The 25,727-nt window shown below is 41.7% G+C and carries 32 protein-coding genes and 1 riboswitch; of the genes, 25 read left to right on the forward strand and 7 right to left on the reverse strand.

What is annotated here, in order from left to right; genetic code table 11:
• Nucleotides 1-7 precede the first annotated feature (7 nt).
• Nucleotides 8-1,825 carry an endolytic transglycosylase MltG gene (gene mltG, locus K5Q29_RS00395; RefSeq protein WP_205032558.1) on the forward strand — a complete coding sequence of 606 codons (1,818 nt, stop codon included), beginning with the start codon at nt 8-10 and terminating at the stop codon, nt 1,823-1,825.
• 73 nt (nt 1,826-1,898) lie between these two features.
• Entirely contained in the window at nt 1,899-2,381 is a 483-nt protein-coding gene (gene greA, locus K5Q29_RS00400) for a transcription elongation factor GreA (protein WP_002938298.1), read from the forward strand.
• 260 nt (nt 2,382-2,641) lie between these two features.
• Here greA and yidC read toward each other — a convergent pair whose 3' ends face one another.
• Both yidC and K5Q29_RS00410 read right to left on the reverse strand, forming a co-directional pair.
• Nucleotides 2,642-3,556 carry a membrane protein insertase YidC gene (yidC, locus tag K5Q29_RS00405; protein ID WP_105248722.1) on the reverse strand — a complete coding sequence of 305 codons (915 nt, stop codon included), beginning with the start codon at nt 3,554-3,556 and terminating at the stop codon, nt 2,642-2,644.
• Nucleotides 3,557-3,622: 66 nt separating this feature from the next.
• Nucleotides 3,623-3,904, reverse strand: a complete 282-nt coding sequence (locus K5Q29_RS00410) for an acylphosphatase (protein WP_002942735.1) — start codon at nt 3,902-3,904, stop codon at nt 3,623-3,625.
• Nucleotides 3,905-4,034: 130 nt separating this feature from the next.
• Here K5Q29_RS00410 and K5Q29_RS00415 point away from each other — a divergent pair, with 130 nt between their 5' ends.
• Genes K5Q29_RS00415 through K5Q29_RS00425 form a run of 3 tightly spaced genes read left to right on the forward strand, consistent with a single transcriptional unit; the run spans nt 4,035 to nt 6,027 of the window.
• Entirely contained in the window at nt 4,035-4,775 is a 741-nt protein-coding gene (locus K5Q29_RS00415) for an RNA methyltransferase (RefSeq protein ID WP_105148178.1), read from the forward strand.
• A 46-nt stretch (nt 4,776-4,821) separates the two neighbouring features.
• Nucleotides 4,822-5,304 carry an HD domain-containing protein gene (locus K5Q29_RS00420; RefSeq protein WP_002942738.1) on the forward strand — a complete coding sequence of 161 codons (483 nt, stop codon included), beginning with the start codon at nt 4,822-4,824 and terminating at the stop codon, nt 5,302-5,304.
• A gap of 21 nt (nt 5,305-5,325) precedes the next feature.
• Entirely contained in the window at nt 5,326-6,027 is a 702-nt protein-coding gene (locus tag K5Q29_RS00425) for a Bax inhibitor-1/YccA family protein (protein WP_105138965.1), read from the forward strand.
• Nucleotides 6,028-6,078: 51 nt separating this feature from the next.
• Here the strand turns inward: K5Q29_RS00425 and pepC are convergent, their stop codons facing one another.
• Nucleotides 6,079-7,410, reverse strand: coding sequence for an aminopeptidase C (gene pepC, locus K5Q29_RS00430; RefSeq protein WP_105138964.1), 1,332 nt, complete (start codon nt 7,408-7,410; stop codon nt 6,079-6,081).
• 134 nt (nt 7,411-7,544) lie between these two features.
• On the opposite strand from pepC, the gene K5Q29_RS00435 reads away from it, so the two are divergent.
• The 14 genes from K5Q29_RS00435 (at nt 7,545) to K5Q29_RS00500 (ending at nt 17,747) form a co-directional block, all read left to right on the forward strand.
• Nucleotides 7,545-8,792, forward strand: a complete 1,248-nt coding sequence (locus K5Q29_RS00435) for a diaminopimelate decarboxylase (protein ID WP_105138963.1) — start codon at nt 7,545-7,547, stop codon at nt 8,790-8,792.
• Nucleotides 8,793-8,894: 102 nt separating this feature from the next.
• Complete coding sequence (locus tag K5Q29_RS00440; protein ID WP_012027622.1) at nt 8,895-9,131, forward strand: YneF family protein; 237 nt, start codon at nt 8,895-8,897, stop codon at nt 9,129-9,131.
• Nucleotides 9,132-9,220: 89 nt separating this feature from the next.
• Complete coding sequence (gene racE / locus K5Q29_RS00445; RefSeq protein WP_015647255.1) at nt 9,221-10,015, forward strand: glutamate racemase; 795 nt, start codon at nt 9,221-9,223, stop codon at nt 10,013-10,015.
• The gene (locus K5Q29_RS00450; protein ID WP_205032560.1) at nt 10,012-11,022 is read left to right on the forward strand and encodes a nucleoside-triphosphate diphosphatase; all 1,011 of its coding nucleotides are present in this window, start codon (nt 10,012-10,014) and stop codon (nt 11,020-11,022) included. Before racE ends, K5Q29_RS00450 begins: the two co-directional genes overlap by 4 nt.
• Nucleotides 10,995-11,522, forward strand: a complete 528-nt coding sequence (locus K5Q29_RS00455; protein WP_012027619.1) for a metallophosphoesterase — start codon at nt 10,995-10,997, stop codon at nt 11,520-11,522. The genes K5Q29_RS00450 and K5Q29_RS00455 overlap by 28 nt, the downstream gene beginning before the upstream one ends.
• On the forward strand, nt 11,519-11,977 hold the full coding sequence (gene cbpB, locus K5Q29_RS00460; RefSeq protein WP_012027618.1) for a cyclic-di-AMP-binding protein CbpB: 459 nt from the start codon (nt 11,519-11,521) through the stop codon (nt 11,975-11,977). The genes K5Q29_RS00455 and cbpB overlap by 4 nt, the downstream gene beginning before the upstream one ends.
• Nucleotides 11,974-12,705, forward strand: coding sequence for a site-specific tyrosine recombinase XerD (gene xerD / locus K5Q29_RS00465; RefSeq protein WP_205032561.1), 732 nt, complete (start codon nt 11,974-11,976; stop codon nt 12,703-12,705). The genes cbpB and xerD overlap by 4 nt, the downstream gene beginning before the upstream one ends.
• Complete coding sequence (locus K5Q29_RS00470; protein WP_002942755.1) at nt 12,705-13,424, forward strand: segregation/condensation protein A; 720 nt, start codon at nt 12,705-12,707, stop codon at nt 13,422-13,424. The genes xerD and K5Q29_RS00470 overlap by 1 nt, the downstream gene beginning before the upstream one ends.
• Complete coding sequence (scpB, locus tag K5Q29_RS00475) at nt 13,408-13,977, forward strand: SMC-Scp complex subunit ScpB (protein WP_002939233.1); 570 nt, start codon at nt 13,408-13,410, stop codon at nt 13,975-13,977. Before K5Q29_RS00470 ends, scpB begins: the two co-directional genes overlap by 17 nt.
• A complete protein-coding gene (locus K5Q29_RS00480) occupies nt 13,967-14,698 on the forward strand; it encodes a pseudouridine synthase (protein ID WP_205032562.1) in 732 nt (243 codons plus the stop codon). The genes scpB and K5Q29_RS00480 overlap by 11 nt, the downstream gene beginning before the upstream one ends.
• Complete coding sequence (gene yidD / locus K5Q29_RS00485; protein ID WP_205032563.1) at nt 14,698-14,937, forward strand: membrane protein insertion efficiency factor YidD; 240 nt, start codon at nt 14,698-14,700, stop codon at nt 14,935-14,937. The genes K5Q29_RS00480 and yidD overlap by 1 nt, the downstream gene beginning before the upstream one ends.
• Before the next feature lie 704 nt (nt 14,938-15,641).
• Complete coding sequence (locus tag K5Q29_RS00490) at nt 15,642-16,187, forward strand: tRNA (cytidine(34)-2'-O)-methyltransferase (RefSeq protein WP_002939238.1); 546 nt, start codon at nt 15,642-15,644, stop codon at nt 16,185-16,187.
• 49 nt (nt 16,188-16,236) lie between these two features.
• Nucleotides 16,237-16,452, forward strand: a riboswitch (FMN riboswitch).
• A 59-nt stretch (nt 16,453-16,511) separates the two neighbouring features.
• Entirely contained in the window at nt 16,512-17,069 is a 558-nt protein-coding gene (locus K5Q29_RS00495; RefSeq protein ID WP_063077036.1) for an ECF transporter S component, read from the forward strand.
• Nucleotides 17,070-17,093: 24 nt separating this feature from the next.
• A complete protein-coding gene (locus tag K5Q29_RS00500; protein WP_044674249.1) occupies nt 17,094-17,747 on the forward strand; it encodes a phosphatase PAP2 family protein in 654 nt (217 codons plus the stop codon).
• A gap of 224 nt (nt 17,748-17,971) precedes the next feature.
• On the opposite strand, the gene K5Q29_RS00505 is transcribed toward K5Q29_RS00500, so the two are convergent.
• The 4 genes from K5Q29_RS00505 to K5Q29_RS00520 form a co-directional block, all read right to left on the reverse strand.
• The gene (locus tag K5Q29_RS00505) at nt 17,972-19,771 is read right to left on the reverse strand and encodes an acyltransferase family protein (protein ID WP_105139613.1); all 1,800 of its coding nucleotides are present in this window, start codon (nt 19,769-19,771) and stop codon (nt 17,972-17,974) included.
• Entirely contained in the window at nt 19,761-20,183 is a 423-nt protein-coding gene (locus K5Q29_RS00510) for a hypothetical protein (RefSeq protein WP_105139614.1), read from the reverse strand. Before K5Q29_RS00510 ends, K5Q29_RS00505 begins: the two co-directional genes overlap by 11 nt.
• 131 nt (nt 20,184-20,314) lie before the next feature.
• Nucleotides 20,315-20,749 (reverse strand): low molecular weight protein-tyrosine-phosphatase, encoded by a 435-nt coding sequence (locus tag K5Q29_RS00515; protein WP_105139615.1) that lies wholly within the window; start codon nt 20,747-20,749, stop codon nt 20,315-20,317.
• Nucleotides 20,750-20,918: 169 nt separating this feature from the next.
• Nucleotides 20,919-21,131: a CsbD family protein gene (locus tag K5Q29_RS00520; protein WP_002942806.1), complete on the reverse strand. Its 213-nt coding sequence runs from the start codon at nt 21,129-21,131 to the stop codon at nt 20,919-20,921.
• A 202-nt stretch (nt 21,132-21,333) separates the two neighbouring features.
• On the opposite strand from K5Q29_RS00520, the gene K5Q29_RS00525 reads away from it, so the two are divergent.
• The 6 genes from K5Q29_RS00525 (at nt 21,334) to K5Q29_RS00550 (ending at nt 25,650) form a co-directional block, all read left to right on the forward strand.
• The gene (locus tag K5Q29_RS00525; protein ID WP_024384587.1) at nt 21,334-21,852 is read left to right on the forward strand and encodes a DNA starvation/stationary phase protection protein; all 519 of its coding nucleotides are present in this window, start codon (nt 21,334-21,336) and stop codon (nt 21,850-21,852) included.
• A gap of 313 nt (nt 21,853-22,165) precedes the next feature.
• Nucleotides 22,166-22,348 carry a hypothetical protein gene (locus K5Q29_RS00530; protein ID WP_105105994.1) on the forward strand — a complete coding sequence of 61 codons (183 nt, stop codon included), beginning with the start codon at nt 22,166-22,168 and terminating at the stop codon, nt 22,346-22,348.
• Nucleotides 22,345-23,223 (forward strand): ABC transporter ATP-binding protein, encoded by an 879-nt coding sequence (locus tag K5Q29_RS00535; protein WP_105139616.1) that lies wholly within the window; start codon nt 22,345-22,347, stop codon nt 23,221-23,223. Before K5Q29_RS00530 ends, K5Q29_RS00535 begins: the two co-directional genes overlap by 4 nt.
• The gene (locus tag K5Q29_RS00540; protein ID WP_105139617.1) at nt 23,220-23,951 is read left to right on the forward strand and encodes an ABC transporter permease; all 732 of its coding nucleotides are present in this window, start codon (nt 23,220-23,222) and stop codon (nt 23,949-23,951) included. Before K5Q29_RS00535 ends, K5Q29_RS00540 begins: the two co-directional genes overlap by 4 nt.
• 8 nt (nt 23,952-23,959) lie before the next feature.
• Entirely contained in the window at nt 23,960-25,054 is a 1,095-nt protein-coding gene (locus K5Q29_RS00545) for a sensor histidine kinase (RefSeq protein WP_172699691.1), read from the forward strand.
• The gene (locus K5Q29_RS00550; protein ID WP_105139618.1) at nt 25,051-25,650 is read left to right on the forward strand and encodes a response regulator transcription factor; all 600 of its coding nucleotides are present in this window, start codon (nt 25,051-25,053) and stop codon (nt 25,648-25,650) included. The genes K5Q29_RS00545 and K5Q29_RS00550 overlap by 4 nt, the downstream gene beginning before the upstream one ends.
• Nucleotides 25,651-25,727: the final 77 nt, after the last annotated feature.

The following is a 25,727-nucleotide window of genomic DNA, read 5'->3' on the forward strand; positions in this document are numbered from 1 at the left end:
TAACAGCGTGACAAAGGATACGAATGAAAAAAACACGCAGTCTTCAAGCTTCCGCGATCAAATTTTACGAGATTTGGAAGAATTGAAGGTGAAACGTTTGGCGGAACAATCAGCGGATGTTCTTGTTGATAAGCGTAATGAAGTTATCAACGAGCTCCAGCCTAGTCTTGCCGAAGAAAAAGCCCCCCATAGAGAGACTGAAATTGTAAAAGTAGAAGGGATTGCCTTCCCTGATTCATACTTGTCAGAAGAACAGCAAGAATCAGAAGTGATGACGGAAAGTATCGAAGAGCCAACATCAGAAACTTTGGCTACTCCAGAGACTTTTGTGATTGAAAAAGAAGTCGTTTCAAGTCCAGTTCCACAAGATACTGTTGAACGAAACTTGGAGAAATTAAGGAATCTTGTGGCTGCTAATACGGCAGGATTTGATGAAGTACCATCAAGCTCGTCAGTTTCTGAGCCAGTAGAGTCTGTCCTTCCGGGAAATTCTCCTTTAGAAGATACATTTTTGGAATTTCCAACGGAAGACGTGTCAGCTGTGACTGGTGATACAGAAATCATCTCACTAGAGGAAACTATTATTGCTCCAAAGACAACGGCTATTGTTCCAGAAGTAGACAAGCAGATGCAGGAAACACAACCCAGAAGAAGAACAACCCACAGAACAAGCAAGCAACGTCGTAAAAAACAAGATAACGCCGCTAAACACATTGTCTCTGTTATCATGTCAATTGTTATAGTGGCAGTTCTAGTGACAGGTGTTACTGGTTATGTGTGGGTAAAATCTAGTCTGGAACCAGTTAATGTAAAAGCTACAGAAACTATTCAGGTAGAGATTCCAGAAGGATCTTCAACTTTAGAAATTGGTAAAATTTTAGTTGACAACAAGTTGATTAAGAATGCTACTATTTTTAATTACTACTCTAAAATTAAGAGTTATAATAATTTCCAAAGTGGTTTTTATAATTTGAAACAAAATATGTCTGTGGATGACATCGCCAAAGCACTTCAAGAAAGCGGAACTCCGACAGCTCAAAAAGAAGCCGCAGGGAAGGTTTTGATTGTTGAAGGGTATACGTTAACACAAATTGCTCAGGCTATTACAGACAATACTAATACAAAAGATAAGAACGATAAAACACCATTTACTGCAGAACAGTTTATGGCTACTGTAACCAACCAAGATTTTATTAATCGAATGGTTGCTACCTATCCAAAATTGTTTGCCAGCCTACCAGCTGCTGATAGTGGAGTTATTTATCAGTTGGAAGGTTACCTCTTCCCAGCGGTTTATGAATACAGCGATGAAACAACTATCGAAGAGCTCGTTGAGCAAATGATTGCCGCGATGGATAATCGTTTACAACCATATTATGAAACGATTACTGCTAAGAATTTGACTGTAAATGAAGTTCTTACCTTGGCATCTTTGGTTGAAAAAGAAGGTTCTACTGATGAAGATCGTCGAAACATTGCAAGTGTCTTCTCTAACCGCTTGAATGCAGCAATGCCTCTACAATCCAATATTGCCATCTTGTATGCTCAGGGTAAACTTGGTCAAGAAACAACTCTGGCAGAAGATGTAGCGATTGATACATCAATTGAGTCACCATACAACATTTATTGGACACCAGGATTGATGCCTGGACCAGTGGATAGTCCAAGCCTTTCGGCTATCGAAGCAGTGATTAATGCCAACACAACAGACTATCTTTACTTTGTAGCAGATGTTACAACTGGAAATGTTTACTTTACAAATAATATTGATGAACATAACCAAAACGTTGCTAAGTATGTAAATGCACATCTTAATAATGAGTAAATTTTTACAACAAAATTATGTGGTTTTCCACATAATTTTGTTTTCATGAAAAATAAAAGAAAAGGAAAGACAAATGGCAGAAAAAACATATCCAATGACCTTGGAAGAAAAGGAAAAATTAGAAAAAGAACTAGAGGAACTAAAGTTAGTTCGTCGACCAGAAATTGTTGAACGTATTAAAATTGCTCGTTCTTACGGAGACCTTTCAGAGAACTCTGAGTACGAAGCAGCTAAAGATGAACAGGCATTTGTTGAAGGTCAAATCTCAACAATCGAAACAAAAATTCGCTATGCTGAAATCGTAAACAGTGATGCAGTTGCTGCGGATGAAGTGGCAATTGGTAAGACTGTGACTGTTCAAGAAGTTGGTGAGACCGAGGAAGAAGTCTATCATATCGTTGGTGCTGCAGGTGCAGATGCCTTTGCAAACAAGATTTCAAATGAAAGCCCAATTGGCCATGCTTTGATTGGTAAAAAAACAGGAGATGTTGCAACAATTGAAACGCCTGCTGGTAGCTATGATGTAAAAATCTTGAAGGTTGAAAAAACGAAATAAGGTGTGGAGAGAGTCGAAAGATTCTCTCTTTTCGTATAGTTGTTTAGTAGGCTCTTTTATTCCTTCGACGAGTACTGAGGCGAACAGAGTTCGATTCAGCTCAACAGCTTAAAACGAAAAATTGTTGACGAACTCTTCTATGAATGGTTGAGCTCTTTCCCACTCCCTATTTCCAACCTCCAACTATCTCTCAGATAGTTGGAGCAAGTACAAAAAACTATATAAGAAAACAACCATCTGAAACAGATGGTTGCGATTTTTTATCTAGAACGTTGTTTACCGGCGTTACGGTTTGATTTCTTAGACGTTTTTTCTTCGATGATAGCGGATGCTTTAGGAGTTACATCCTTGATAGTTGATTTATATGGTTTTGGAGGATTATTTTTAAATTCTTCTTCAACCTTAGCACGGATACGTGGTTTCAAGATGAAGTTTGTAAGAGCTTGTTGAACAAGACCGATAAATCCACCGACTACCCAGTAGAGGGTAACACCAGCAGGTGAAGACCAAGAGAACATAACAATCATCAATGGGTTCATGATTGCCACAGCTCTCATTTGTTTCTTCTGTTCTTCGTCCATACCGACTTGCATCAGAAGTGATTGAGCGTAGTAGAGGATACCAGCAATAGCTGTTAGAATGAGACTTGCAGAACCGAGATCAATGCCAAGGAAGGTTGCTTCTGAGATTCCTTCCGTGTAACGAGCTGCATAGAAGAGTGCCGTAAAGAATGGCATTTGAATCAAGATAGGAAGGCAGCCCATTCCACCAAACACGCTGACACCATATTGTTTTTGAGCAGCAAAGTATTCCTGTTGGGCAGCCAATTGCTCTTCTTGGGAACTTGCATTTTTCATGCGTTCTTGGATTGGACCTAAAATTGGTTTGAGGTAATTCATTTTCTCAGACTGATAGGTTGATTTCCAAGATTGGTAAATACCTAGTGGCATGATGAAGAGACGAACAATCAATGTCACGATAATGATAGCAACACCGAAACCGAGTCCTTGGTTTTCTGCGAAGAATTTAATCAGGTTTCCCATTGGGGCAACAAGGAAGTTGTAGACCCAACCTTCACCAGTAGGAACACCGTTCTTTGTCTGCACACATCCTGATAGAAATACTAGCGTAGACAGGGCTAGACTTGTTAATAAAATTCGTTTATTCTTTTTCAAAATGATACATTCCTTTTTTTACAAGATACATTCTATTTTACTTTTTTTGTTCAAAATATACAAGTTTTATCTATAAGCCACCTGAAAATCCTTATAGTCTTCGAAGTTGGCTAGGGTGACATCGAGATAGGTGACTTTGGCCATACGAGAAGGCCCTTTCCGAATTTCATGGATAAAATGGCTGAGCTTCTCAGCATTATCTGACTGAGCTAAAATGGTGACAGTTCCATCATCATTATTCCAAACTCTGCCGTAGATGTCGCCTATTTCCACAGCTAAAAATTGAACAGACCAACGAAAGCCGACTCCTTGCACACGACCAGATGCAATCATTTTTACCTTTCGCATAAGTTTCTCCTTTTGACAAGACATTTACTTTATTATATCATGGTTGGGTAAGACTGTTCAAAAATCAAGATAATTGATTTAGCCGTTGGAAAATTGAGGTTGCTGAGCAGTAAAAGAAAAAGGGGCATTCATGGAGATCATTCGCTCAAAGGCCAATCATTTGGTCAAGCAGGTTAAGAAATTACAACAGAAAAAATACCGTACTTCTTCTTATTTGATTGAAGGTTGGCATTTGTTGGAGGAGGCTTTGGCAGCCAAAGTACCTATTGAACATATTTTGGTATCAGAAGAACATGTTCATCGGGTTGCTGGCTTATCCAATGTAACAGTTGTCAGTTCAGATATTATGCAGGATTTGGCAGACTCACGGACACCACAAGGGGTAGTAGCTCAACTGTCCTTACCAAATCAGACCTTACCTGATGTCTTAACAGGAAAATTTTTGGTTCTGGAGGATGTGCAGGACCCTGGAAATGTTGGTACCATGATTCGTACAGCTGATGCAGCTGGTTTTGATGGAGTATTCCTATCGGATAAGTCGGCAGATATTTACAATATGAAAGTTCTGCGTTCCATGCAAGGGAGTCATTTCCACTTGCCAGTTTATCGGATGCCGATGACCGCTATTTTTTCTGCTTTAAAAAGCAATCAGATACAAATCTTGGCAACAACCCTTTCTAGTCAGTCGGTTGGCTATAAGGAAGTTACGCCAAATCCAAGTTTTGCCTTGGTCATGGGAAATGAAGGTCAAGGAATTTCAACTTTTGTAGCCGATGAGGCGGATCAACTTGTCCATATTACCATGCCAGGGCAGGCGGAAAGCCTCAATGTAGCCATTGCGGCGGGCATTCTATTGTTTAGCTTTATTTAAGCCAAGTGTACTATAGTGTGGTATAATATTCCAACGAGGTTAACGAATGGTTGCATATAAACAAGATAAAGAATACATGCATTACGTGGGGCACTTGATTGCCACACCCAAGGTGCAAAAATTGGGGAAAATCCCTCATCATTATTACTCCACGCGCTTGGAACATTCCATCAATGTCTCTTATACAAGCTATAAGATTGCGAAAAAATTTGGTTGGGATGCCAAGTCAACAGCCCGTGGTGGTCTATTGCATGATTTATTCTTCTATGATTGGAGAGATACCAAATTCAACAAGAGCCATGCTTGGGTTCATCCACGAATTGCTAAACGCAATGCTCAGAAACTCATTCAACTCAATAAACTAGAAGAAGACATCATTGTGAAGCATATGTTTGGTGCGACAATCGCTCCTCCTCGCTACAAGGAATCCTGGATTGTGACATGTGTGGATAAGTATTGGGCTGTGAGAGAGTGGAGTCTGCCCTTACAACACAAGTGGAAAAATCGTAAGGTCTTTCGGTTTCAATAAAATGATTTAAAGGAGAATAGTATGAATAACGATTCATTTATTATTAATCAGGTGGATAATACCGCCCTCAACCGTTTCTTCGGTAAAATTTATGGTGTGGTTGCCATGGGAATTGGTCTGTCAGCTCTAGTTTCTTTCTTGGCTGTGACCGTCTTTCAATCTTTATTGCTTAGTCTGCTGAGTGCAGGTTCCATCATCATGATGCTGATTATGATTGGTCAGATTGCCTTGGTTGTTTCTGCTTCAGCAATGGCAGCTAAAAATAGTCCAATGGCTCTACCAATGTTTCTTGCCTACTCAGTAACAAACGGGATTACCATCAGCATGATTTTGATGTTCTATACTAGCGAAACAGTTGTACTCGCCTTCGTGTCAGCGGCTCTCATGTTTGCTATCATGGCTGTAATTGGGATGACAACGAAGAAGGATCTTTCTGGTATGGCTCAGGCATTGCGTGCAGCTCTATGGGGAATTATTATTGCAAGTGTTATTAATATCTTCCTTCGTAGCTCAGGTCTAAGCTTTATGATGTCTATCATTTCTGTTTTGGTATTCTCAGGTTTGATTGCTTATGACAATCAACGTATCCGCAATGTTTTCGAACAAACTAGTGGTAATGTTGGCCAAGGTTGGGTCGTATCCATGGCGCTTCAGCTCTATCTTGACTTCATCAACCTCTTCCTCAACTTACTCCGTATCTTTGGTGGTTTGAGTAGAGACTAATTATGACATATAAAAAAGAGGGTTGCCCTCTTTTTTTTTATATGTCGTTTGTTATGCTAGAGCTCCCATTGGATCCCATGGGGCAAGGACTTGTGGTTGAGCTTGATAAGCTGCTAGTTCTTCTGGTGTGAGGAATTCTTTTCGGACAACAATCTGATAAGTGTACTCGTCCATCCAGCTATCTGATGCGACGAAGTATCCCTTGTCACCAACCTTGTCACCCCAAGAGTTTTCTACTTTCCATTTGAGAGGTTGCTCATTGTCGTCTAAATCAACACCAGTTAAGACCATAGCGTGAGTCATCAAACTTTCGGAGTAGTCTAATCTTCCGGCCTTGTCTTGATGGAAATGGATACCCAGACCTGAAGAGAAGTCGTAGGTGTTGGTTGCCATAATACCAGTTTGACGATTGCTACTTTGACCGACATCGGAACCAAACCAAACGGATTCACCAGCTTTGAGTTGGGCAATAGCCAGTTCTTTAAAACGGTTCATTTCTACATTGAGGTAGCGGACAGCAGGGGCGCCAACAACGTTCCCCAACAATTCGACTGTATAAGATTTATTGTAGGGTTTGTCAGTTGTAGGAGCATTGATAATGGAGACATAGTCAGATAGTTTCAAACCAACGTATTTCTCGTAGAATACCTGAGGTGTTACATTTGTATCACGGTGATAGACATTGTCTTTATCTCTATATGCAAAATCAAAGCTGCGTGGAGGGAGTCCAAGGTTGACGGCTAGGAAGTTAAAGATTTCTTGAAGCAAGTTTTCTTTTTGTACTTGAACTTCTTCCGAGGAAGCTCCTTTGGCAAGGAGGTCTCGCAAGATTTGTGCATCTTGACGGAGCAATTTGTTAAGGTACTGATTGAGCTCACGGCTGGCACTGGATGAGATAGATTCTGGATAGACAGATTTCGGTACCACACCATATTTTTCAAATAAGGCAACAACCATATCCCATTGACCGCCATCTTGTTGCGGGGTATCCAATAAGAATTTTACCTTACGACTACCAATTTCTTGGTCAGCTGTGGCGATGATTTGTTCGAGGAACCAGTTGGACTTTTCATATTTATCCCAAAAGAAGGTATGGGCCTGTGATAGCTCAAAATTCTCCAGCTTGAAGTCTGAGATGAGCTTGTGGCGGAAGGTATTCAATGCAGCAAACATCCAGCAACGTCCAGAAGCCTTTTGGTTTGAAACAGCGTCCTTGGTCAAGTCGATTGAAAAGACATAGTCATTGTCGATGGCGCTTTGGCGTGTTTCTAAGGATTTCAAAAGTCCGTTGTGGCTCACGGCATTTTCGGTTGCCTGTAGGCTTGGATTAGCTAGATAGTTGGCATACAAGCGTTCTGTAAAATCAAAATCTAATGTTGACATATATTACTCCTTTTTTTAATGATATTCACATTATAGCGCTCATAATTTATTTTGCAAGTATTTGGTGGAGTTGAAAGCTACAGTTCCTCACATATTTGTGATATAATAGGAAAAATATTTGATGAGGTAGCGACATGACCAAGACACCATTTGTTAGTAAAGAAGTTTTAGAGACCATTACGAAGCAATTTCCGACACCTTTTCATTTGTATGATGAAAAAGGCATTCGTGAGAAGGCCCGTGCCCTCAATGCAGCTTTTTCATGGAACAAAGGCTTTAAGGAATATTTTGCGGTCAAGGCGACTCCGACTCCAGCTATTTTAAAAATTCTTCAAGAAGAAGGCTGTGGAGTGGACTGTGCAACGGATGTAGAAGTGCTGATGAGTGAAAAATTGGGCTTTAAGGACATCATGTTTACATCCAATGATACCCAAGCGCAAGAATTTGTCTATGCCAGAAAAGTTGGGGCGACTATCAACCTAGACGCTTACGAACATATTGAATTTTTGAAAAATGTTGCTGGTATCCCAGAAACAGTCTGCCTCCGTTATAATCCAGGTGGGGTCTTCTCGCTGGGAACGGACATTATGGACCATCCAGAAGAGTCTAAATTTGGGATGACCAAAGACCAGCTCATGAAAGGCTATAAGGAGCTAAAAGAACTGGGTGTAAAGCAGTTTGGGATCCATGCTTTTCTGGCTTCAAATACTGTTACCAATGACTACTATCCTGTCTTAGCTCGTCAACTCTTTGAATTGGCCTTGGAAATTCGTGAGGAAACAGGTGTGACCTTGGACTTCATCAATCTATCAGGTGGGATTGGGGTCAACTATCGTCCTGAGCAAGAACCAAACGACATTGCTGTCATTGGTGAGGGTGTTCGAAAGGTTTACGAGGAAATTCTCACGCCAGCTGGTATGGGACATGTCAAAATCTTTACGGAATTGGGTCGCTTTATGTTGGCGCCACACGGTCACTTGATTACAAAGGTGCTTCATCGTAAGGAAACCTATCGGACCTATATCGGTGTCGATGCATCGGCAGCCAACCTCATGCGTCCTGCTTTCTATGGTGCCTACCACCATATCACCAACATCACGCGCCCAGATGCCCCAATCGAAGTGGTGGATGTGGCAGGTTCCCTCTGTGAAAACAACGACAAGTTTGCGGTCAACCGTGAATTACCACGGGCAGAAGTAGGTGACACCTTGGTCATTCATGACAGTGGTGCCCACGGCTTCTCCATGGGCTACAACTACAACGGTCGTCTGCGTTCCTCTGAAATTCTTTTACAGGAGGATGGCACAGCACGTATGATTCGTCGTGCTGAAACACCAGAGGACTATTTCGCGACCATTTACGGTTTTGAATTTGACAGGTAAGTCTTGGAAAAGCCTGCTGAATTTGGTATAATAGATTCATTAAGAGATTGTCGCAGGGCAATTCCGAATGAATTATTTTTAGAAGAGTCAGGAGATTGACAAATGAACTTAGGTTTAGCAATTTTACTTATCGTATTGGCATTTGCAGGTGGTGTAGCCTTGGGTATTTACTTGTCACGTAGACAGGTGGAAAACTACATTGCTGACAAGCCAATTTTGGATGAAAATGCTTTGCGTTTGATGATGAGCCAAATGGGGCAAAAACCAAGCGAAGCAAAAGTACAACAAGTACTTCGCCAAATCAAGAGCCAACAAAAAGTGGCAAGCAAGAAAAAATAATCAAACTGGGACTGGGATATTCATTCCCAGATCCCATTTTTTGAGTAGAAAAGAAAGGCTAGTCAGATTTTCTGGCTATTCTCAGTATTATGGATAATCGACCAATAGGTTTTTTAGATTCAGGTGTGGGGGGATTAACGGTTGCGCGTGAGTTAATGCGCCAACTTCCCCATGAAGAAATCGTTTATATCGGGGACTCGGCACGGGCACCTTATGGACCCCGTCCAGCAGAACAAATCAGAGAATATACGTGGCAGTTGGTCAATTTTCTTTTGACAAAAAATGTAAAAATGATTGTCTTTGCCTGCAATACGGCAACAGCGGTAGCCTGGGAAGAAGTCAAGGAAAAGTTGGATATTCCTGTTTTGGGTGTTATTTTACCAGGTGCTTCGGCTGCCATTAAGGCAACGCAAACTGGTAAGGTTGGTGTCTTAGGAACGGCTATGACTATTCAATCCGATATCTATCGTGAAAAAATTCAGGCCCTTTCTCCGGAAACGCAGGTAGACAGCCTAGCCTGTCCCAAGTTTGCCCCTCTGGTTGAGTCCAATAGCCACCAATCCAGTCTTGCCAAAAAGGTTGTTTATGAGACACTTCGACCACTCGTTGGGAAAGTGGACACCTTGGTTTTGGGTTGCACCCATTATCCTCTGCTTCGCCCCATCATCCAGAATGCCATGGGCAAGGAGGTCAAGTTAATCGATAGTGGTGCAGAGTGTGCGCGGGATATTTCTGTTTTATTAAATTATTTTCAAATCAACCGCAGCCGTACCGAAAAGGATATTCAGCACAGATTTTACACAACAGCTAGTCCGGCAGCTTTTAAAGAAATAGCTGAAAGCTGGATGGGCATTGATATTCATGTGGAGCATGTAGAACTATGACAGACAAGATATACGAATACAGAGATGAACACAATTGGTTTATCGGAAAGGCTAGTTTTGCCAACCTATTTGGTTCCTTTGGAGAAAATGGAAGAGAGCAGGAAATTTACCAGATTGGTCAGTTGTTTGACAAACTGATTGCTGGTAATTTTGAAGATGAGAATTTCAACCAGTGTGTCAACATTGAAGTGATCAAACTTCAGTCTGAATTTGCCCTCTTTCAATTTGCCTGTGATATTTTGAATGAGTTAAACAATCGCCAGTTCAAAGTTCTCCAACATCAAGGAGCTATTCTGGTAACAGAAAATGACAAGCTTCTCTTGGTTCATCTGCCCCAAGCAGGGGTTAGCACGGCAGATTTCTTCGGTCAAGACAAGGGCTTGGCAAGCGTGGGAGATACCATCTTGATTGCCACTAAAAATGAAGGTAAGACCAAGGAATTCCGTAAGTTTTTTGAGCGCTTTGGCTACCAGGTCGAGAACCTCAACAATTATCCTGACCTGCCAGATGTAGCAGAAACAGGTATGACCTTTGAGGAAAATGCACGGCTCAAGGCTGAAACCATAGCAGAGCTGACAGGCAAGATGGTCTTGGCAGATGATTCTGGTTTGAAGGTTGATGCTTTAGGTGGTTTGCCAGGAGTTTGGTCTGCACGTTTTTCAGGTCCAGATGCCACAGATGAGCTCAATAATGCCAAACTCTTGCACGAATTGGCCATGGTATTTGAACTGAAAGATCGTTCGGCACAATTCCATTGTACCCTAGTTATGGCTGCTCCAAATCGTGAGAGTTTGGTTGTCGAAGCGGACTGGGAAGGCTTTATCGGTATGGACCTCCGTGGGGAAAATGGGTTTGGATATGATCCACTTTTCCTCGTAGGCGAAACAGGCAAGACTTCGGCAGAATTGACCTTAGAAGAAAAAAATAAGATTTCCCACCGTGCACAAGCACTAGAAAAATTAGTGGAGGCATTTCCAGTATGGCAGGAGCAAGCAAAACAATCCTAGTCATGAGCGACTCTCATGGGGATAGACAGATTGTAGAGGATATTAAACATCATTATCTTGGCAAGGTCGATGCCATCTTTCACAATGGTGATTCGGAGCTGGATAGTCAAGATAGTTTGTGGGACGGCATTCAAGTGGTCAATGGAAACTGCGACTATTTTGGTGGTTACCCTGACCAGCTCATTACTCAATTGGATGGTGTGACTATTGCTCAGACTCATGGTCATCTTTATGGCATTAATTACGGCTGGCAGCGGTTGGATTATTGGGCTCAGGAAGTTGATGCGGATATTTGTTTGTATGGGCATCTGCATGTGCCTGATGCCGAAGTGCGTGGCAAGACCCTCTTCCTCAATCCTGGCTCCGTTAGTCAACCTCGTGGTTTGGTCAGAGAATGTCTCTATGCTCTTGTGACCATCTATGATGATCACTTCCATGTGGATTACTACAATCGACAGCACCAACTTTACCCAGCATTGACAAAGGATATTTCAAGATGATTGCAAGAGAATTTGAAGCCTTTTTATTGGACCAGGAAGAAACTTTCTTGACACCAGCGGATAAATTGGCAGTAATTATTGATACGCATAATATTGACCATGCAAAACTGTTACTCAGTCACATGACCTATTCACGCGTACCTGTGGTAACAGAAGACGGTCGTTTCTTCGGCACCATCGGCTTGACGGAAATCATTAAATATCAAGCTGAAAATGAACTATCGGATGATGAGTTAAACAGAGATATTTCTGTGATTGTAAAGACAGATGAAGAGACTGTTGGTCTGGATTATGATTTGACAGAAGTGATGCGCAAGCTAGTAGATCAATCTTTCTTACCCGTTCTTGGGGAAAATAGAGAATTTATGGGAATCATTACACGAAAATCCATCTTAAAGGCAATCAATGCTCTCTTGCATAATTTCCCCCTAGCATCAAAAGAAGGCAAGAAATGAAGCAGGCTATTGAATCTTTTATCCAGAGTAAAAAGGTCAGTGTCAACAGCCAAAAGTCCTATACCTACGACCTGCAGCAATTTGTGACAGTAACAAAGGGGGAGATTAGCCAACAGTCTCTTTTGGTCTATCAGCAGTCTCTTCTAGACTTGAAACCTGCTGCTCAGAAAAGAAAAATGTCAGCGGTCAATCAATTTCTCTACTTTCTTTATGAAAATAATCTCCTGGATCGTTTTTATAAATTGCAAACGATGTCAGGTCCAGCCAGCGTCAAAAAGAAGCTGGAGCGTGAGGATTTAACTCTCCTCTTTCAAGAAAGTCCTTGGCTTGATGGGCAACTGATTGCTCTTTTGATTGCCTTGCTAGGGCTGACTCCTAGTGAAATAGCAGAGCTGACTAGTCAGCAGGTCAATCTGGATTTTCAAGTTCTGACAGTTGAGAAAGGGACGACTAAGCGTGTGCTCACTCTACCCAAGGAATTACTTGTTTATTTGGAAGGGCATTTGACAGGAATTTATGTTTTTGACAAGAAGGGACAGACCTATTCTCGTCAATGGTTTTTTAATCGTCTGACAGAATTTGTCCAGTCCATTGGCAAGCCTGATTGGACAGCCCAAAAGTTGCGGGAGCAGTATATTCTAAAACAGATAGATGAAGGAAAATCCTTGGACCAAATCGCCAAGCAGTTGGGACTGAAAACAAGCATGAGTTTGGAAAAATTTAGATAATGGATATAAAATTAAAAGATTTTGAAGGGCCACTTGATCTCCTGCTACACCTGGTGTCCAAGTATCAAGTAGATATTTACGAGGTTCCGATTACAGAGGTTATCGAGCAATATTTGGCCTACATTGCTACCTTGCAAGCCATGCGTTTAGAGGTGGCGGGAGAATATATGCTCATGGCTAGTCAATTGATGGTCATCAAAAGTCGTCGGTTATTGCCGAAGGTTGTTGAGCAAATTGATCCCGAAGATGATCCTGAAATGGATCTCTTGGACCAGTTGGAAGAATACCGCAAGTTCAAGCTTCTCAGTGAGAAATTAGGAGAGCAACATGATGAACGGGCGAACTATTTTTCAAAACCCAAATTAGATTTGATTTATGATGATGTACAGTTAGCCAAGGATAAGACCGTCATTGACATTTTCCTAGCTTTTTCTAAAGTAATGGCTGAAAAACAGGCAAGCCTCCGTCAGTCTCATGCGACCATTGCCCGTGATGAATATAAAATCGAAGACATGATGGACTTTGTTCGCAGTCGTTTCGAGACTGGTCCACGCCTTGAACTCCGTCAGCTTTTTCAAGAAAGTCAAGATGTCAATGAAATGATTACGATCTTCCTTGCGACTTTGGAATTGGTCAAGGTTCATGAAATCGTCTTGGAACAGACAGAGACTTTTGGAGATATTTATCTAGTAAGGAGTGAAGATGAATCGCTTAGCTGAAATCGAAGTCCTGCTCTTTGTGGCAGGTGAGGATGGCTTGACGTTACGAAATTTGGCAGAGATGTTGGAAATGCAGCCGACAGCTGTCAGCCAGCAGTTAGAGAAACTTAGTGAGAAATATATGGCAGACAAAGCGTCAGGCTTAGCCATCTTAGAGTCTTCCAATCGCTACAAGTTGGTTACTAAAAAAGAATATGCAAACCTTTTGCGAATCTATGCCAAAACACCAATCAATCAGACTATGTCACGGGCTCTTTTGGAAACCTTATCAATCGTAGCCTATAAGCAACCCATTACTCGGATTGAAGTTGATGATATTCGCGGAGTCAATTCCAGCGGTGCCATCAGTAAATTACAGGCCTTTGACCTCATTCGTGAGAACGGTAAGAAAGAGGTTCTTGGTAGACCAAATCTCTATGTGACAACGGATTATTTTCTGGATTACATGGGAATTAATAGTCTAGAAGAATTGCCTGATGTGTCTGAAATAGATTTGATTCAAGAAGAAACAGAGCTATTCGTAGAAAGAAATGAGTTAGAAAATGAGAATTAATAAATACATTGCCCATGCTGGAGTTGCCAGTCGTCGTAAGGCAGAAGAACTAATCAAACAAGGACTAGTTACTGTAAATGGTCAGGTTGTTCGTGAGCTAGGGACAGTTATCAAATCGGGTGATAAGGTAGAGGTTGAGGGACAACCAATTTATAACGAAGAGAAAGTCTACTATCTCCTCAATAAACCACGAGGTGTTATTTCTAGTGTGTCAGACGACAAGGGAAGAAAGACGGTTGTGGACTTGTTGCCAACAGTTAAGGAGCGGATTTATCCTGTTGGTCGTTTGGACTGGGATACATCTGGGGTCTTGATTTTGACCAATGACGGTGATTTTACAGATGAGATGATTCACCCACGTAATGAGATTGATAAGGTTTACTTGGCGCGTGTCAAAGGGGTTGCCAACAAGGAAGTCTTGCGTCCCTTGACCCGTGGTGTTGTCGTTGATGGTAAGAAAACCAAGCCAGCGGTGTATGAGATTATCAAGGTGGACCCTGTTAAGAACCGCTCAGTTGTAGAATTAACAATCCATGAAGGTCGAAACCACCAGGTTAAGAAGATGTTTGAGGCTGTCGGTTTGCAGGTAGATAAGCTGTCTCGTACTCGCTTTGGTAATCTTGACTTGACCGGCCTACGTCCAGGAGAATACCGCAAGCTCAACAAGAAAGACATCAGTAAGTTACATACTCTGGCTGTTACTAAGCCAGTTAAAAAATAATGACTATACTCTTGATCGGCTTGGTCCGATTCTATCAGAAATTTATTTCTCCCCTTTTTCCGCCCTCTTGTCGCTACCGTCCGACTTGTTCGGCTTATATGATTGAGGCCTTACAAAAACATGGACTCAAGGGCTTTTTGATGGGGTTGGCTCGAATTGGTCGCTGTCATCCCTTTGTGGAAGATGGGGAAGATCCTGTGCCGGACAGGTTTAGTCTGAAAAGAAATAGGCAGAAGTAGGGCAACCTACTTTTTGTTATTTATAGTTGTTTATACTCTTCGAAAATCAAAATTATCCGTTGTCAAGAGCCTTGATGAGTGAAAAGCTCCAGTGGAAGTTTTCAGCCTGTTACCTTGAAATAAGAAAGTAACAGAGTTCTATCTTCGACTTCGTTTTCTAGGCTACTTTTGATTTTCATTGAGTATTAGTTTGTTTTTAGTACTCGCTTCAAAGGTTCGGGAACCTTTGAAGGCTGGAGATAGGGCGAAACAAGTTTACCTCAATATTAAGAGTCCACTGGACTGTTAAAGCCAATCAACCACTGCGCTCAGATGTTGACACGCACTCTGAGAAGCAAGGTTGGTTTTTTTGCCCAGCCTCTATGATTTTCTATGAAAATTTGAAAAAAATGGGGCAAAACTCTTGATTTTCAGCCTTCTTTAAGCTACAATAGTATCACGATTTCATTGATTTAACTCAAACCTGTTGTGAGTTAAGTGAATGAATCATCATTCACCATGCTGTTTGCTGAGCTTGACTCCGGGCAGTGTGGCTATTTTTTTGTCTTTCTTACCATAGGAGACAGTCGAGTCTTTTTACTCAATGAAAATCAAAAAAGAAACTAGAAAACAAGCATGGTATACGGCAAAATGAAGCTGACATGGTTTGGATTTGATTTTCGAAGGGGATTCGTATTTAATGAAATGTCACCAGAGAGGTCCTTATGAATATTGAAACATTAGAGTATATAGAAGAAACAGCCAAAAACCACATTGTCTTATTTGAACCACAGATTCCACAGAATACAGGCAATATTGCTCGAACTTGTGCTGCAACCAATAGTCCTCTCCATATCATTAAGCCTATGGGATTTCCAATTGATGACCGTAAGATGAAACGTGCAGGACTAGATTATTGGGATAAGTTAGATGTTCGCTTCTATGACAATTTAGCAGAATTTATGGATTATGCCAGCAAACAAGGACGTGTTCACTTAGTATCTAAATTTGCTGATAAAACCTATTCGGATGAAGACTATAATGATGGGAACATTCATTATTTCTTATTTGGCCGTGAAGATAAGGGCTTGCCAGAAGATTTCATGCGTGAACATCCAGAGAAAGCTATCCGTATTCCAATGAATGATGAACATGTGCGTAGTCTTAATGTCTCTAATACAGCGTGTATGATTGTATATGAGGCTCTTCGGCAGCAACAGTTCGCTGGTCTAGATTTGGTTCACACCTATGATGGGGACAAGTTAAAATAGTAAAAACTTACCAAGCTCTTGCAAATGCAAGGCTTTTTTGGTATGATGAAATAGTCTTCAGGGCAGGGTGAAATTCCCGACCGGCAGTGTAAAACGTGGCTATCCTGTTTTAAGACTAGGCAGCGAATCGAAGGCTATACTGAATGTATGTCGAGATGAGCTAACGCAGTATTAGAACAAAATAGTCAGTTGGTAGTCTGCGAGCGAAAGCTGATGTGGTGCAATTCCACAACCGACAGTAAAGTCTGGATGGGAGAAGACGAAGTGGAGGCTTTTTGCCTGCTCTTCCACGCTTCTTCAATTTTCAAAAATTGGAGGAACCTTATGACAAACACACGCAAAATGACGATTATCGCCATTCTCTCAGCAGTATCCTTTCTGCTCATGTATTTGAAATTTCCGCTGATTCCAACAGCCAGTTTCTTGGAAGTGGATTTTTCTCTCGTACCGATTTTATTTGGTCTGCTTATTCTAGATCTGAAGTCTAGTTTTGCTATCCTTTTGGTACGAACTTTTCTCAAACTGATTTTAAATAATCAGGGACCATCGACAATTATTGGCTTACCGATGAATATTGCAGCTATGTCAGTTTTCATTTTAGCAGTAGCTTATTTCTGGAAAAATGACCAAGCGATAAAAAATTATTTAAAAGCAGCCTCTGTTGCGACAATTGGTTCGACAGCAGTGATGCTGGTATTAAATTACGTTTATGCGGTGCCTGTCTATGCAGCCTTTGCAAATTTTGATATTAAGGAAATCTTGGGTCTGACTAACTATCTTTTGATGATGGTACTTCCTTTTAATCTTTTACAAGGGATTGTGCTTTCAGCAATATTTTATATCTGTTACAAAGCAGCCCAACCTATTTTAAAGAAAGTTTAACCTTTATAAGGTAAACTATATTGTATGAAGAATAAACAAATCCATTTACGAAACGCATCTTTTTTTGCTCTGGCCTTTGTGATATTGGGCTATGTAGTAAAATTTTATCCTACTACCCTAGCAGGTTTTGACTCGACTGTCCAGTCTGCCATTCGTGGAAATTTACCAAGTGGAGCCAGTCAATTTTGGACCTCTATTACTGTTTTAGGAAATACGGTTATTATTTTAGCTATTACCTTGATTCTAGCTGCTATCTTTTACTACTATAAAAAATGGAAGATAGAAGCTTATTTCCTACTTGCTAGTTTTGCGGCGATGGGTGTGGCATCCACAGCCCTGAAATATGTCTACCAACGTCCGCGTCCAAGTATTGAATGGTTGATTGATACCATCGGTTATTCATTTCCTAGCTGGCATACTGCATCAACTATGATGATTGCAGGAGCAGTTGTTATTATTGTTCACCAGAGGATGAAGAAAGGCATAGCTAGACTTGTGCTACAAGCCGTGTTGATTCTACTTGCTGTCCTGGTAGCTGTATCCCGTATCTATATTGGGGTTCACTATCCGACAGATATTATCGGCGGTTGGCTACTTGCCGTCACTCTTTTACAAATGATGTATCCATTTTACGATCAGAAACGCTTTGAATGGCGTTTCCAAAGTAAGCAAAAATAGTCAAATTGACACCAACTTCTACTGTAAAAGGTAGGAGTTTTAATTTGTCATCTTTACTATTATCGTTACTCCGCTCTGCCGTCCTTTGTAGAAGTGGCTTATTTCGCAAGATTTATTGAGACTGAGCTTAGGCACAGCGCCGTTTCTTAGAGTTCGCACTGGACTTATCGGAAAATAGTGCAAAAATCCTCCGAGAAATTCTCAGAGGATGATGATGTATAAATCTAGTTTTTGATTGGGCCATCAGCAACGGCTTCGACAGCATTTTTTATCGTTTGGGCGAAGACTTCGCCTCCATTACTTTCAAGATTAAAATGAACAAGGTCGGTATTGTACCAAATTGGTGGATTATCCTTTGCAACTTGATACCAGTCTGCAATGGAAATGTAATCATATTTTTCAGCCAATTCTTTCTCGTATTGACCTGTTTGATAGGAAATGGATTCGCTTGGAGTGAAGTTTCCATCGTAAGGAGTGACAAAAATAAGGCGACGTCCTTTAGGAAAATCTTTGACTAGTTGGTCTAGTAGTTCCTGATAATTATCCGTAGTATTTGTACCTAGGGCTACAACTACAGTCTCTTTCAAACTATTATTTTGCTGATAAAGACTTATCAATTTAGCAATTTCAGAGAGATTTCGGCTGACAGTTCCATCAATCTGTGCATCTGGTAGCGCGGTCTGTATGGCAGAACTTGCGCGAACAGTAACAGAATCGCCAAAGATAATAACTCCTTTTTGAATTTCAAAACTAGTAGCTTTAGCATTTTCAGCAGCAGATCGTGTTGTATTTAGTTGGGTCTGAGCTTGATAAAGATTGCTAACCATGCTCTCTTGTTCAAAACTTCCTAATTTTGGTGCAAACAGACAGATACCTAAGCTAATTGTAGTCAAGCAAGCAAAGCCGCTAAGAAGCCACTTTTTATAGGGTTTCAAGTCCATTGGTAATCCAAACAAACTTCCTACTTTACCAGCAATATATGGTTCTAGAATATAGAAGGAAATAGTTGATAGGATAGTAGAAAAAACAAAGGATAATCCCGCAGCGATAGAGGCATTTGTCAGTTGTGTAAAGATAATGAGCAAGGGCCAATGGAAGAGGTAGATGCCATAAGAAATACTTGCAAAGAAGAGGATAATTGCAGGTTCTTTGACATCTTCGGTTTTCTCGTGAAGTACCCGAGCAGCAAAAATCATAGTTACTGTAGCTAAACTGGATAGAAGAAAACCAATTAGATAGGTCCAGATGGAACTGAATTGAAGAGTAAAGAGAAGAAGAAGTTCTACTCCTAGTCCTCCAAGAAACAGACCTATAGCTTGTTTGATACTCAATGTATTCACTTGTTGCTGGAAGGCAGTTGTTGTATTTCCGATACCAGCGATGGTTGCGAGAATGCTTCCGAGGAAGAATGGGAAGGTATGTGTGAAGCTCGAGTAGTAAATGGTTGAGAAATTATCCACAAAGAAACTTGAGATAGACATTGCTAAAAAACTTAGCGAGAAGAGGCTTATAGATGTTAGAAAAATTGATCCACGTAGTTGCCCCACACTTTTTGAGATGCGAGTCAGATACCAAACTAAACCAGCCCAGACAAGGTAATACTGAACTTCTATGGCTAGAGTCCAAGTATGAACAAATAGATGAGGTGAAAATTGATTCTCGTAACTACCACCAGATAGAATTTCAAAGAAGTTTGTCATGAATCCGAGCGCAGCGGCTATCTGATTGCCGATATTGGCAATGAAATCATTGCGGACAAGCAGAGCAAGTGGAAGAACCAAAAGAATCGTTAAAACCAGAGGGGGGAGAATCCGATAGGACCTTCTTCTGAAAAAGCTGACAATATCTATTTTTTTATGTTTTGCAAACTCATCAATCAAAAGGGCGGTTGTCAAATATCCAGACAGGGTAAAGAAGAGGTCAACCCCCACAAAGCCACCTGGGAAATATTTGATAAAGAAATGATAAAGTAGGACAAAGACTAATCCAATCACACGTATAACGGATAACCATTTAATTTTCATATTGATAAATCCCCTGTTTAAAAGTTCCTTCGTAGGTAGCTTGTCCTTCGGTGGTCAATTTTCCTTTTCCATCGGCATAGCCGTTTTTAAATTGCCCGGTATAAACCCACCCACTTGCAGATGTGTAGGTTCCTTGACCGTGGAAAATTCCATTTGTAAATTGTCCTTCGTAGATATCTCCATTATCAAAGGTCAATTTTCCTTGACCATTCATTTTATTTGCAACCACATAACCGTTGTACTGCAGGGCGCCATTATTGAAAGTCATGACTTGCTTGCTGGCAATTCGTCCTGTAAATACAGAGAGGGCACAGATGAGGATGATAATAAGGGAGAGGATTTCAAGTTTTGGACGGGTGAAATGACTTGTTATATCATGCCATTTTATACTAGGTAATTTGAACTCTTTCATCGTTTTACTCTTTCATAGGATTTGACCGACGCTAATCAGTTCTTTCTAGAATACAGTAAGAAATTATCAGTTCAGTCAGAAATAGTTTACCATTTTTTTACAAATATTACAAAAATATTACACAAAAAATCTTATTCTTGGTCAAATGCCTGTAACTTGTCCAACCAGTCTTGGCAACCTTTCTTTACCATTTCGTAGGTTTCGTCAAAATCTCCAGTATACCAAGGGTCTGGCACGGATTTTTCTGCGAATTGAAAAATCTTATTTTGGGCATGTGCTGGTGCCATTTTCTGTAAATCTCGGATATTATTGCTGTCCATACCAATGATGACATCAAATGCTTCGAAATCTGTCTGGCTCATTTGCTGTGACGATTTATTTTGGTCATAGGGAATATTGTGCTTTTGGAAAATTTTCTGAGTTCCAGGGTAGATAGGATTACCATGTTCCCAGTTTGAAGTAGCACGGCTTTCAATATGAAATTGATTTGTCAAATCTTTCATGACAAATTCAGCCATAGGGCTACGACAAATATTTCCAAGACAGACAAAAACGATTTTTTTCATAGATTCTCCTTTCGTGGCATAAGAAAAGAGAGGGCAGACTCGACAGGTAAATGCCTGAGTTCCCCTCTCTTGCATATTTTTGTTCGGGCTACAGGTAAAAGACCAAATTGAGTGTAATGTTCATTATCAAACAGTGCACGAGCAATCCTACCTATATTGAACTCTTTGCTTATTTCTCTTCTTTGTCGAAAGCATTTTTGATGCCGTTAATGGCACCTTCAAGCCCATCTTTTGCATCTTCGACTAGCTCTTTTGCTTTGCCAATTCCTTTCTCAACAAGTCCTTCAACTTCGATTTCCTTGTCGCCGGTCAGCTTACCAATTACCTCTTTTGCAGAGCCAGATAGCTGTTCTAGTTTTGCGTCAAATTTTTCTTCTGACATAAAATCCCTCCTTATATATACAGATGGGGCGATGACTTTCTAAAAAGAAAATCACATACTATTCTTACTTACTAGTCTAACGTATATAAGTTAATATAGCAAGGAATTTGTCTGTCAATAGGTCAGAGGAGGATGAGGGATAATTCTTGCAATTTTTTCTTCTTTTATTTATAATAATTATAAATAAAAGAAAGGGTGATATATGATGAAACAAAAATATTATCAATCTCCAGCAGAAATTGCGTCTTTCAGCCCGCGTCCATCACTGGCTGATTCTAAGGCTGTTTTGAATCAAGCGGTGGCCGATTTATCAGTAGCCCATTCTATCCTCCATCAAGTTCATTGGTATATGCGTGGTCGTGGCTTTATGATTTGGCATCCAAAGATGGATGAATATATGGAAGAAATTGATGGCTATTTGGATGAGATGAGTGAGCGTTTAATCACCTTAGGTGGGGCACCATTTTCTACCCTTAAAGAGTTTAGTGAAAATAGTCAGCTCAAGGAAGTTCCTGGTGATTACACTGTAACGATTGAAGAGCAATTGGCGCGTGTGGTAGAGGTGTTCCGCTATCTGGCTGCTCTTTTCCAAAAGGGATTTGATGTCAGTGATGAAGAAGGTGACAGTGTAACCAACGATATTTTCAATGTGGCTAAGGCTAGTATTGAAAAACATATTTGGATGTTGCAGGCAGAACTTGGTCAAGCACCTAAGTTGTAAATAGATGAAGGGTCCCCAGTAGGACTCTTTTTTGCTGCATTATTTAATACTCTTCGAAAATCAACATTATCCGTTGTCAAGAGCCTTGATGAGTGAAAAGCTCCGGTGGAGCTTTTCAGCCTGTTACTTTGAAACAAGATAGTAACAGAGTTCTATCTTCGACCTCGTTTCCTAGGCTACTTTTGATTTTCATTGAGTATAATATGACATTTGTCATATCAGTCCATGACAAAGGCTTCTGGTAGGGGTGTGGGTGATAAGTTATACTGAGTGTGTAAAAGAAATTCAGTCAGTAATTAGTAAGGAGAATGGTATGAAATCATTTGTTCAAACAGGTATATCTTATTTCACTATAGCCTTTGTGTTTCTCTATGCTTCCTGCATTTTGTTTGGTCAAGGATTAGAAGTAATGACCTACTTGGCTTTGTCCTTGCCAGCAAGTATAATTATCGGGATTGTTGGAGCGGTGATTTGTCAGAAAGGAGAGCAAGGATGATTCAAGTCAATCAGTTAGAAAAAATCATCAAAGGACGGTCCATTTTGTCTGATATTTCCTTTGAGATTAAGTCAGGGGAATGTGTGGCCTTGATTGGTCCCAACGGAGCTGGGAAGACAACGCTCATGTCCTGTCTGTTGGGCGATAGAAAGGCGACGAAAGGGCAGGTATTGTTGGACGGTCTGGCTCCGCAGGCTCAGCCCAATAAAGAAACAGTGGCAGTTTTACCTCAAGAAAATGCTATTCCAACGGACTTGAAGGTAAAGGAATTGCTCCGCTTTTTCCAAGCTATCTACAAGGACAGTCTGACAGATGTGGAAATCGACAGCCTGCTCCGCTTTTCCCCAGAGCAAAAAAATCAGCTGGCAGGCAAGCTATCAGGTGGTCAGAAGCGGCTCTTGGCCTTTATCATCTGCTTGATTGGCAAGCCTAAGTTGCTCTTTTTGGACGAGCCGACGGCGGGCATGGATACGTCGACCCGTCAGCGTTTTTGGGAGATTGTCCATGACTTGAAGGAAAAGGGCGTGACCATTTTTTATACCAGCCACTACATCGAGGAAGTGGAGCATACGGCAGAGCGGATTTTGGTCTTGCACCAGGGTAGGCTCTTGCGGGATACGACGCCGTTTGCCATGCGGAGTGAGGAGCAGGAAAAAGAAGTAGCACTGCCAATCCGCTTTGCGACGGTGGTGGAGGGCTTGGATGCGATTGATAACATCACCTATAAGCAGGATACAGTCAGCTTCAAGACCCGTGCCATTGAGCAGGTTTGGGCTTGTTTGCAGGAAGCAGGTTGTCGGATTTCGGACCTAGAAGTGCAGAACAAAACCCTGCTCAACAGCTTATTTGACAAGACAAGGGAGGAAGAATCATGAAAGCATTGGTGCAAGTAGAAGCGGTCAAATTATCTAGAAGTTTAGGAGTTTTTCTCCTATCTATTGGCATGCCCGTCCTCTTTTTCCTGATTTTCTCATCGACGGTCCAGTTTGATGATGCGACCATGCAAAAGGCCTTTATCCAGTCCTATATGCTGACCATGACAGGTTTTTCCATGTCGGGCTTTGCCCTCTTTACCTTTCCCATGATGTTGGCGGAGGACCGAAAAAACAGCTGGTTGACCTTTATCCAGCATTCTCCCCTTCCAATCTGGCAATATTATCTGTCCAAACTGGTGCGGGTCTTGCTCTGCTTTGTGTCTTCTATTGCCATTGTCTTTGCGGTCGGAGGCTTGGTCAAGGGAGTTGAGATGACAGCTCAAGAATGGGTGATTTCGGCCCTCTTGCTTTTAGTAACTTCTATCGTATTTCTAGCCATTGGCTTGCTTTTGGTGCAAATCCAGTCGGAACAAACCATGTCGGTGGTAGCCAACTTGCTCTACTTTGTTCTGGCTATCATGGGTGGCTCTTGGATGCCTGTCTCCCTCTTTCCTGACTGGGTACAGCGAATTTGCAAACTTATGCCCAGCTACCATGTCAATCAGCTGGTGACCACCTATGCCCAAGAGGGAGTTTTTCTCTGGAAATCCTTGCTAATTGTCCTAGGATATGCCATAATTTTCTTAGGAATTGCTCTGGCTATTCATAGAAAATCTGAACAGCAGTGAGGTGACCCATGATTTTTGAAAAAAGAAAGATACCACTCATGTTCTTCGTGGGCATGGTCTTTCTCTATTTTCCACTTTATTACGCCCAGTATAGTCCAAATCCGACGGCGGTTATTCTAGCAACCATTCTCTTTGCCATGGTCTATTGTTCTCTCTTTTACACCGACCACAAGCTCTATTCCATGCTGGGCTGGTTTTACCTGATTGGCTATATCGCCGTCATGAGTTTTTGGGGCAATCTGCAGTTTTCCCTCTTTATCTTCAACCTGTCCAATATGCTGGGCTGGTATTACAAGGAAACTCGCCCGACCTATCGAACGGTGTCCTATGGGATCTTGTTGCTGGCCATTATCCTCTGGGCCCTTTTTGGACCTGTTCCCTTTGAAATGCGGGCTTTTGCACTCATCATTCACTTTTTCGGCCTGGCCTTGCTGATTTTCAGCTGGGTTGAAACCAAGCGGGAAGCCCTCCAGCAACGGATTCAGGAGCAAAATGCTTCCATTAATCTCCTGCTTGCTGAGAACGAACGCAACCGCATCGGTCAGGACTTGCACGACACTCTGGGCCATGTCTTTGCCATGCTATCCGTCAAGGCGGAGCTGGTCAAGACCCTTTTGGACCACGACCAGATTGATCAGGCTAAGAAGGAAGTGCAGGATCTCCAGACCTTAGCCAAGGACTCCATGCAGGACGTCCGCCAGATTGTTCAGTCCCTCAAGCAGCACACCGTGGCAGAGGAACTCCAGATTTTGCAGCAGATGTTGGATTTAGCAGGAGTGGATTTGGTCGTTTTGGGCGGGGAAATAGCAGAGCAGCTCAGTTTGCCTGTCCAGAACAAGCTAGCCATGGTGCTGAGAGAGTTGGGCAATAACCTGCTCAAACATAGCCAGGCCAGCAAGTGCCGTTTGATATTTGAAGAAGACCAGCAAGAATTAGTCTTGCACTACGAAGACAATGGTGTGGGCTTTGCCCAGTTAACCGGTCAAGAATTGCATACCATAAAGGATAGACTGGTAACGGTGCAGGGGAGTTTGGAATTTCTTTCTCTGGCACAGCCTACCCGCCTGTCCATACGAATTCTGCTTGAGGAGGTGGTAGAATGAGAATCTTAGTCGCAGAAGACCAGGCCATGCTGCGGGACGCCCTCTGTCAGCTCTTGGCCTTTCAAGATGCGGTTGAGGCTGTTTTACAGGCAGAAAACGGCAGTCAGGCCCTTTCTCTTTTGGAAAAAGAGCAAGTAGATGTGGTACTGCTAGACATTGAAATGCCTGAGAAGACAGGGCTGGATGTCTTGGAATGGGTACGAGCGAAATCCTTGCCCGTCAAGGTTGTCATCATGACTACCTTCAAGCGACCAGGCTATTTTGAGCGGGCGGTCAAGGCAGATGTGGATGCCTACGTGCTCAAAGAACGCTCCATTTCGGACCTTATGCGGACCATTGAAACGGTCTTGGCGGGGCGGAAGGAGTACTCGCCAGAGTTGATGGACATTCTCCTGACCCAACGTAGTCCCTTGACGGACCAGGAAAGTCAGCTGCTCAAGCTGGTTGCTGACGGCTTGTCCAATAAGGAAATTGCCAGCCAGCTCTATCTGTCTGACGGGACGGTCCGCAACTACATGACCACTATCTTGGCCAAGCTTGGTGCTGAAAACCGCACGGCTGCTGTTAAGGTGGCACAGGAAAAGGGTTGGTTATGAAATTATAGAGGATTGGTGGTATTTCCAATCCTTTTTAAGCATTTCATAAATTCCAACTGATTTTTTATATTGAAAAA

It is taken from the genome of Streptococcus sp. 2018037, assembly GCF_019754195.1.
Classification (GTDB): Bacteria; Bacillota; Bacilli; order Lactobacillales; family Streptococcaceae; genus Streptococcus; species Streptococcus hashimotonensis.

Bases quoted from the DNA above. Each gene is read 5' to 3' on its own strand.
- greA (WP_002938298.1), top strand. From the start codon at position 1,899: ATGGCAGAAAAAACATATCCAATGACCTTGGAAGAAAAGGAAAAATTA.
- K5Q29_RS00410 (WP_002942735.1), bottom strand. From the start codon at position 3,904: ATGCGAAAGGTAAAAATGATTGCATCTGGTCGTGTGCAAGGAGTCGGC.
- K5Q29_RS00415 (WP_105148178.1), top strand. From the start codon at position 4,035: ATGGAGATCATTCGCTCAAAGGCCAATCATTTGGTCAAGCAGGTTAAG.
- K5Q29_RS00420 (WP_002942738.1), top strand. From the start codon at position 4,822: ATGGTTGCATATAAACAAGATAAAGAATACATGCATTACGTGGGGCAC.
- K5Q29_RS00425 (WP_105138965.1), top strand. From the start codon at position 5,326: ATGAATAACGATTCATTTATTATTAATCAGGTGGATAATACCGCCCTC.
- pepC (WP_105138964.1), bottom strand. From the start codon at position 7,410: ATGTCAACATTAGATTTTGATTTTACAGAACGCTTGTATGCCAACTAT.
- K5Q29_RS00435 (WP_105138963.1), top strand. From the start codon at position 7,545: ATGACCAAGACACCATTTGTTAGTAAAGAAGTTTTAGAGACCATTACG.
- K5Q29_RS00440 (WP_012027622.1), top strand. From the start codon at position 8,895: ATGAACTTAGGTTTAGCAATTTTACTTATCGTATTGGCATTTGCAGGT.
- racE (WP_015647255.1), top strand. From the start codon at position 9,221: ATGGATAATCGACCAATAGGTTTTTTAGATTCAGGTGTGGGGGGATTA.
- K5Q29_RS00450 (WP_205032560.1), top strand. From the start codon at position 10,012: ATGACAGACAAGATATACGAATACAGAGATGAACACAATTGGTTTATC.
- K5Q29_RS00455 (WP_012027619.1), top strand. From the start codon at position 10,995: ATGGCAGGAGCAAGCAAAACAATCCTAGTCATGAGCGACTCTCATGGG.
- cbpB (WP_012027618.1), top strand. From the start codon at position 11,519: ATGATTGCAAGAGAATTTGAAGCCTTTTTATTGGACCAGGAAGAAACT.
- xerD (WP_205032561.1), top strand. From the start codon at position 11,974: ATGAAGCAGGCTATTGAATCTTTTATCCAGAGTAAAAAGGTCAGTGTC.
- K5Q29_RS00470 (WP_002942755.1), top strand. From the start codon at position 12,705: ATGGATATAAAATTAAAAGATTTTGAAGGGCCACTTGATCTCCTGCTA.
- scpB (WP_002939233.1), top strand. From the start codon at position 13,408: ATGAATCGCTTAGCTGAAATCGAAGTCCTGCTCTTTGTGGCAGGTGAG.
- K5Q29_RS00480 (WP_205032562.1), top strand. From the start codon at position 13,967: ATGAGAATTAATAAATACATTGCCCATGCTGGAGTTGCCAGTCGTCGT.
- yidD (WP_205032563.1), top strand. From the start codon at position 14,698: ATGACTATACTCTTGATCGGCTTGGTCCGATTCTATCAGAAATTTATT.
- K5Q29_RS00490 (WP_002939238.1), top strand. From the start codon at position 15,642: ATGAATATTGAAACATTAGAGTATATAGAAGAAACAGCCAAAAACCAC.
- K5Q29_RS00495 (WP_063077036.1), top strand. From the start codon at position 16,512: ATGACAAACACACGCAAAATGACGATTATCGCCATTCTCTCAGCAGTA.
- K5Q29_RS00500 (WP_044674249.1), top strand. From the start codon at position 17,094: ATGAAGAATAAACAAATCCATTTACGAAACGCATCTTTTTTTGCTCTG.
- K5Q29_RS00505 (WP_105139613.1), bottom strand. From the start codon at position 19,771: ATGAAAATTAAATGGTTATCCGTTATACGTGTGATTGGATTAGTCTTT.
- K5Q29_RS00510 (WP_105139614.1), bottom strand. From the start codon at position 20,183: ATGAAAGAGTTCAAATTACCTAGTATAAAATGGCATGATATAACAAGT.
- K5Q29_RS00515 (WP_105139615.1), bottom strand. From the start codon at position 20,749: ATGAAAAAAATCGTTTTTGTCTGTCTTGGAAATATTTGTCGTAGCCCT.
- K5Q29_RS00520 (WP_002942806.1), bottom strand. From the start codon at position 21,131: ATGTCAGAAGAAAAATTTGACGCAAAACTAGAACAGCTATCTGGCTCT.
- K5Q29_RS00525 (WP_024384587.1), top strand. From the start codon at position 21,334: ATGATGAAACAAAAATATTATCAATCTCCAGCAGAAATTGCGTCTTTC.
- K5Q29_RS00530 (WP_105105994.1), top strand. From the start codon at position 22,166: ATGAAATCATTTGTTCAAACAGGTATATCTTATTTCACTATAGCCTTT.
- K5Q29_RS00535 (WP_105139616.1), top strand. From the start codon at position 22,345: ATGATTCAAGTCAATCAGTTAGAAAAAATCATCAAAGGACGGTCCATT.
- K5Q29_RS00540 (WP_105139617.1), top strand. From the start codon at position 23,220: ATGAAAGCATTGGTGCAAGTAGAAGCGGTCAAATTATCTAGAAGTTTA.
- K5Q29_RS00545 (WP_172699691.1), top strand. From the start codon at position 23,960: ATGATTTTTGAAAAAAGAAAGATACCACTCATGTTCTTCGTGGGCATG.
- K5Q29_RS00550 (WP_105139618.1), top strand. From the start codon at position 25,051: ATGAGAATCTTAGTCGCAGAAGACCAGGCCATGCTGCGGGACGCCCTC.